Annotated in this window: 6 protein-coding genes; 1 reads left to right on the forward strand and 5 read right to left on the reverse strand. The window is 62.0% G+C overall.

Translation table 11 applies throughout. The features are described 5' to 3' along the window. Positions 1 to 741 (reverse strand): glycine--tRNA ligase subunit alpha (locus RSB01_RS13060; RefSeq protein ID WP_332625621.1); only part of this gene is annotated, 741 nt, incomplete at its 3' end. A gap of 119 nt (positions 742 to 860) precedes the next feature. Between RSB01_RS13060 and RSB01_RS13065 the strand changes: the two genes are divergently transcribed. Further along, a complete protein-coding gene (locus RSB01_RS13065; RefSeq protein WP_332590522.1) occupies positions 861 to 1,610 on the forward strand; it encodes a polysaccharide deacetylase family protein in 750 nt (249 codons plus the stop codon). Here RSB01_RS13065 and RSB01_RS13070 read toward each other — a convergent pair. From RSB01_RS13070 to RSB01_RS13085, 4 genes are all read right to left on the reverse strand, one after another. Continuing rightward, on the reverse strand, positions 1,544 to 2,512 hold the full coding sequence (locus tag RSB01_RS13070; RefSeq protein ID WP_332590523.1) for a hypothetical protein: 969 nt from the start codon (positions 2,510 to 2,512) through the stop codon (positions 1,544 to 1,546). The genes RSB01_RS13065 and RSB01_RS13070 overlap by 67 nt on opposite strands. A gap of 83 nt (positions 2,513 to 2,595) precedes the next feature. Further along, positions 2,596 to 3,474: a 4-(cytidine 5'-diphospho)-2-C-methyl-D-erythritol kinase gene (locus RSB01_RS13075; RefSeq protein WP_332619861.1), complete on the reverse strand. Its 879-nt coding sequence runs from the start codon at positions 3,472 to 3,474 to the stop codon at positions 2,596 to 2,598. Positions 3,475 to 3,478: 4 nt separating this feature from the next. Continuing rightward, a complete protein-coding gene (locus RSB01_RS13080; RefSeq protein WP_332619860.1) occupies positions 3,479 to 5,437 on the reverse strand; it encodes a tetratricopeptide repeat protein in 1,959 nt (652 codons plus the stop codon). 131 nt (positions 5,438 to 5,568) lie between these two features. Continuing rightward, on the reverse strand, positions 5,569 to 6,207 hold a 639-nt coding region (locus RSB01_RS13085; protein ID WP_332625623.1), incomplete at its 5' end, for a 4Fe-4S dicluster domain-containing protein.

A 6,207-nucleotide genomic window follows, 5' to 3' on the forward strand; every position in this document is an offset into this window, starting at 1 on the left:
ATCATAGGCCGGAAGCACCAGCGGCTGACCTTGCGGGCCAGTCATGCCAAGGAAACGCTTGGCCTCGGCTTCCATGTCCTCGAAGCGGCGCTTTAGACCCGCGACATCATAGCCGTGGAAGTTGGCTTCGGACTGCTGGCGTTCGTTTTCAAGGAAGACTTCGCCATAGGTCAGGCCGTCCTTGTTGAACTTCAGGTCGTAAACATTGTCGACGCCCTGAACATACATGGCCAGACGCTCCAGCCCGTAGGTCAGCTCGCCCGAGACAACGTCGACCTCGATGCCGCCCACGCCCTGGAAATAGGTGAACTGGGTGACTTCCATGCCGTCACACCAGACTTCCCAGCCCAGACCCCATGCGCCGACGGTCGGGTTTTCCCAGTCGTCTTCGACAAAGCGGATGTCATGCAGACTGGGGTCGATACCGATGGCGCGCAGGGAGTTGAGATACAGCTCCTGCAGGTTGTCGGGGTTCGGTTTCAGGATGACCTGATACTGGTAATAGTGCTGAAGACGGTTCGGGTTTTCACCGTAACGGCCATCCCCCGGACGGCGCGACGGCTGAACATAGGCAGCCTTCCACGGCTTCTTGCCCAGCGCGCGCAGGACAGTGGCCGGATGCAGCGTACCGGCACCCACCTCGATGTCATACGGCTGCAAGATCGCACAGCCTTGCTCGCTCCAATAATGGTGCAGGGTCAGGATCAGGTCCTGAAACGAAAGAGGTTCAGTAGCGGCCACGGTCGACATTCAGTCCGATTTCGGGAAGGCGCGGACCATAAGCCGCCAACCCTTTCGCGGCAAGGCAAGGTGGCAGCTTCATTTTTTCGCAAACCTATCTGCGCTAGAAGAGCGGCGATATGAAAGAACGCACCGACCAGTTCCGCCGCCGCGCCGCCCGTTATCTGGGGCGCGATCCCCTGCCCGTACAACCGGCGCAGGGCGTCCTCAGCCTCAGCTTTGACGACTTCCCCAAGAGTGCATGGGAGGTGGCAGGGCCGATCCTGAAAGATCATGGCATCCTCGCCACCTATTATGTCGCCGGTGGACTGTGCGACGGCAGCAATATGGACAAGGTTCAGTTCTCGGAACGCGACCTGCAAGAAGCTTTTGAAGCAGGCCACGAGGTCGGGTGCCATACGTTTTCGCACACCAGCGTCCTGAGACTGGACGCCAAGGGCCTCAAGGCCGAACTTGATCGCAATTCCGACTGGGTGGCCGAGCGTCTGGACGGCCACCGGATGAGCCATTTTGCCTATCCGTTCGGCGATGCGTCACTGGGGGCCAAGGCCATGCTGGGACGCAGGTTTGCCCATAGTCGCGGTGTGACCGATGGCGTCAATACAGGTACCGCCGACCGCAATAACCTGCGGGCTATCGGTTTGGAAAGCCGTCGCCTGCCCGCCTATGACCTTGAAGGCCTGATGGCAGAGACAGCCGAAAACAAAGGCTGGCTGATCGCCTATGGTCACGACGTAGAGACCAATCCCACCCCCTATGGCTGTACGCCGCAGGATCTGGAACGGGTGATCACACTGGCCCGTCAGGCCGGATTGTCGATCTTGCCGGTTTCTTCGGCCTTTTCGATGATTTCCGCCAAGTCGGCCTGACGGCGTCGCTCTTTGTCGGCCCAGCGCAACAGCGCCTTGCGCGGCCAAACCATCAGCCACGAGCGCGGTACATACTCGCCTGACTCGATCTTGGCCCGCCGCGTCGGCGACGAAGCCGAGGCGCGTTCCGTATGGATCGCCCCCGGTCCCTGATGCACCATAAAGGCCCCGTTTTTCAGCGGGGTCTGGCGCAGATAGGCCAGACGCGGACTGATCTTCGTCAGGGGCGGATCATAGAACCAGCTGGAACCGATCCCGCCGCGCAAACCGGGATAGCGGCTAACAATACCGGCCATGGCCAGCCATGCCTTGTCCCAGCCCTCGGGATTGAAATCTGCCAGATCGCGGCTCTCGGTATGGACTTCCAGCCAGACGCCCCAGCCCTTGGCCAGCCCCCAGCGCAAAGGTGCCGTCAGGCCGTGCCAGCCCAGCACATGCTCGACCGTCTGGCGTGGGCCAACTGGCGATGACAGATCGATCAGGTGTGTCCGGCTGCCCGGTACACTCAGGCCCATCGCAAAGCGCACATCCTTGGCCCAGAAATCGGCATCATAGGCACCGGTGTCTTCGCTAAGGGATTTTGCCGTCCGGCTTAGCCAGAATGGATAGGCCTCGAATACTTCGGGCGGCAGATTATAGGACGCGATCCGGCGTGGCAGTTCCAGCAGCCAGCTGGCAATCAGCCCCCGACGCAAGGCACCGGTGATTTCATCCTCGGGCCCCGTGCCGATAACCTCGTCGACCTTTTTGGCGCAAAGCTCGAAATCCCAGTGCGCACTGGCCTTGATGGCCGCGATAGCCGCATCAGGCAGCAGGACTTCCAGACGCTCGCGCACATGCGTCGGCAAGGCCGCGAGGGTCAGGTGCAGGCCGTCGGTCTGTTCGGGTGATAGAACCAGCATGACCCTGACATAACACCATCATGTCATTTAGCCATTCATTTTGGCACCCCCACCGCCACTAGGCTGTGGCCCCGGTATGACCTCTAGGCCAGCCGTAGTTCCGGCGCACCCAGAACGACAGGCCGTACCCACCAGTCCGCACGATCCAGTATAAGGGCCGCCTGCACAGCATCCTCGGCACTGTCGAACAGGCCAAACACGGTCGCGCCCGATCCCGACATGCGTACCAGACGGCAGTTCGGCACAAGGGTCATCGTCTCCAGCGCCTCGGCAATATCGGGCGTTACCGACAGGGCGGGCGCTTGCAGATCGTTTCGCTGGGCTTTCAGCCAGTCGATCACCGCCGCAGGATCTGCATACGGGGCCGGACGTTCGGCATCACCCAGCGGGGCCGCATCATAGGCGCGGTAAACCGCCCCTGTCGGTGACGGCAATCCCGGATTCAACAGCACAGCGTGCAAAAGCGGCAAGTCCGCTGCGTCTTCCAGTACCTCGCCGACACCCGACGCAAAGGCCGGTCGGGCGCGATAGCACATCGGCCCGTCGGCCCCGATCACACGCGCCAGTTCTTCCAGCACCGTATCGGACAGCCCAAGCTCAAGCAGAAGGTTTGCCCCGCGCAGTGCTGCCCCCGCATCGGAGGAACCACCGCCCAGCCCCGAGGCAATCGGCAACCGCTTGTCCAGCGTCACCGCCATCGGCAGATCATCGAGCCCCAGATGGCTGGCCAAGGCCAGCAGCGCCCGCACCACCAGATTTTCGCCCTCCCCGTTCAGGGTCTGGCTGAACGGGCCGGTGATCTCGAAGGAAAAACTGTCGGCCTTTTCAAAGGTCATCCGGTCGCCGACATCGGCAAAGGCCACCAGACTGTCCAGCGGGTGATAGCCATCACCCCGCACCGGCGCGACGTGCAGATAAAGATTCACCTTGGCCGGAGCCAGAAGCGTCAGGGTATCGGTCACAAGATCAGTTCGCGATTGCGGCTTCGCCTGATCCGATACCCGCCTCGGAGGCCGGTGCCTGATCCAGACGTTCTTTCAACTTGGCCTCGACCTCGGCGCGGCGTTCGGCATCGACATCCAGCGTCAGGACGCGCTGCCACTGGAAGCCCGCCTCGCGTTGACGGCCAACCGCCCAGTACACATCGCCCAGATGGTCGTTCAACTCGGCATTGGCCGGAAGCTTGGCGACCGCCTGTTCCAGATTTTCCACCGCCTGATCGTACTGGCCCTGTTTGAACTGCGCCCAGCCCAGCGAGTCCTGAATGTGACCATCATTCGGAAGGGCCGCATGGGCGCGGGCAATCATGGCTGAACCTTCGGCCACACGGCGACCGCTATCGACCCACAAATAGCCCAGATAGTTCAGGATTTCCGGCTCGTCCGGTTGCAGTTGCAGCGCGGCCCACAGTTCGGCCTCGGCCTCGTCCACACGCTTGAGCGATTCATAGGCCGCCCCGCGCAGGAAATGGATCTCATAACCCTGATTGCCAACATTCAGCACCGGACCGTTCAACAGTTCCAGCGCCTCGTCATACTGTTTCATCGTCACCAGCTGGCCTGCCAGTGCATAGATGATGGCCGGATCATCCGGTGCCGCGGCCAGTGCGCGACGATAGTCGGCCAGAGCCTCTTCGGACTGGCCCTGTTTTTCAAAGCTGACGGCGCGCTGGGCGCGGGCATTGGCATAGACGCGGCCCTGCGAAGGATCGACCTCGCCCAAAACCTGCCGTCCGGCATAGCTCAGATTGGCATTGATCAGGGACTGGCCGATATAGAGCTGGGTCTGCGGCATCGGCAGAACCTGTTGCGCCAGTCGCAGATAAACCGCGCCAAACTCGTTGGCATCCTGTGCGATCATCTGGTCGGCAGCCGTGCGAAGCGCCATGGCCACGCCCTCGCGATAGCGCGGCAGTTGGGGCGGCTTGCCCCCGTCGATCACGCGCTGGCGGGCCAGATAGATACGCGGCTCGGCCTGATTGGCGGCAATCGACGCATCATACAGGGCCAGTGCCTCTTCCTTGCGACCACGACGCTCCAGAAACTCGCCATAGGGCAGACGGAACAGCGGCGCGGCCACGGCATGGGCTGTCAGGTCCTGCCATTCCTTTTCCGCATCGTCATAGCGGCGGCGCATTTCCAGCAGGCGGGCGCGGTTGCTGCGGGCCACCATCGCGCTGATCGGGTCGAAATCGGCAGGCGGCGCGGCAAAGGCACGATCCCAGTCACCGGCCTCGGCGGCAATCCAGACCTGTGCATAGACGGCGGCGCGGTCATGCGGCAGGTCGACCGGATTGTCGGCCAGCACCTGATTGGCGCGGCGCGCACCATGATTCAGATAGGTCTGGATACCGTTGACCAATTTTCCGGCCTCGGTAATCACCGGCGAAACGGTTTCGCCTTCCGGCACGATGGTCGCGGCATAGCCCAGATCACCGGCCAGAATAGCCGCGGTAAAGGCCTGTTCGCGCAGGCGCGGCTGTTCCGGCGTCAGGATATTGGCCTGTTGCAGCAGTTCGGCACCCAGCACCGTATCTTCACGGGCCAGCGCGGCGCGACCGGCCAGATAAAGCCCGTAGGCACTGCGCCCCTCTGCATCCGTCGGCACCGGAGCCCATTCAGCAGGAATGGCCACCACCGGCGCAGGCGGCAGTTCGGTATCCGCTGGTTCCCCGTCTTCGCCTTCAGCGGGCTCTTGGCCCTCTGCCGGTTCCTCGGTCGTGTCCACGTCTTGCGGTTGTGCGTCCTGTGCCGGTTCCAGACGGATCAACGGCACGGCATCCGGCTCAGGCTTAACCGGCTCCTCGACAACGGGCGGCGCATCTTGCGGCACAGCCTGTGGCTGCGCCTCCTGCGCCAGCGCGGGGGCCGCCATGATCAGGGCAGCAATCGAAGTGCTCAGCAGCAAGGGACGGATAGGCTTCATAGCGCCGACCCTTCACCTTTTCGCCAGCGCGAGCAAGGGGCAGCACCTTGCTTGGCATAGAAAAAGGACGCCGCACGGTGCACGACGTCCTTTTCAAAACATTCAAACCCTACAGGGCCTTACATGTTCGATTACATATTCGGATAGTTCGGGCCGCCTGCACCTTCCGGCGTGGTCCAGACAATGTTCTGCGACGGGTCCTTGATGTCGCAGGTTTTGCAGTGGACGCAGTTCTGGGCGTTAATCTGGAAGCGCGGGTTGGAACCGTCTTCGTTGCGCAGAACCTCATAGACGCCCGCCGGGCAATACAGACGCGCAGGCTCGCCATATTTGGGCAGGTTGACGTTGATCGGCACGCTAGGGTCCAGCAGCTTCAGGTGGGCTGGCTGGTCCTCGGCATGGTTGGTGTTCGAGATGAACACGCTCGACAACTTGTCAAAGGACAGCTTGCCGTCCGGCTTGGGATAGGCAATCGGCTTGTGCTTGGATGCCAGCTCGGTCGAGGCCGCATCGGTCTTGTGGTGCTTCATCGTGCCAAAGAACGAGAAGCCGCCCGTCAGGTGGTTCACCCACAGGTCGAACATACCGACAGCGCCGCCGATCATGGTCCCGAACTTGGTCAGCAACGGCTTGGCGTTACGGACGATCTTCAGTTCCTTATAGACCCACGAGGTCTTGTAGGCTTCTTCGTAGGCGGTCAGGACATCACCTTCACGGCCCGCGATCACAGCATCATAGGCCGCGTCAGCCGCCAGCATGCCGGTCTTCAT

It is taken from the genome of Brevundimonas sp. (assembly GCF_036659295.1).
In the GTDB taxonomy this organism is placed as follows: Bacteria; Pseudomonadota; Alphaproteobacteria; order Caulobacterales; family Caulobacteraceae; genus Brevundimonas.

Bases quoted from the DNA above. Each gene is read 5' to 3' on its own strand.
- RSB01_RS13080 (WP_332619860.1), bottom strand. From the start codon at position 5,437: ATGAAGCCTATCCGTCCCTTGCTGCTGAGCACTTCGATTGCTGCCCTG.
- RSB01_RS13070 (WP_332590523.1), bottom strand. From the start codon at position 2,512: ATGCTGGTTCTATCACCCGAACAGACCGACGGCCTGCACCTGACCCTC.
- RSB01_RS13065 (WP_332590522.1), top strand. From the start codon at position 861: ATGAAAGAACGCACCGACCAGTTCCGCCGCCGCGCCGCCCGTTATCTG.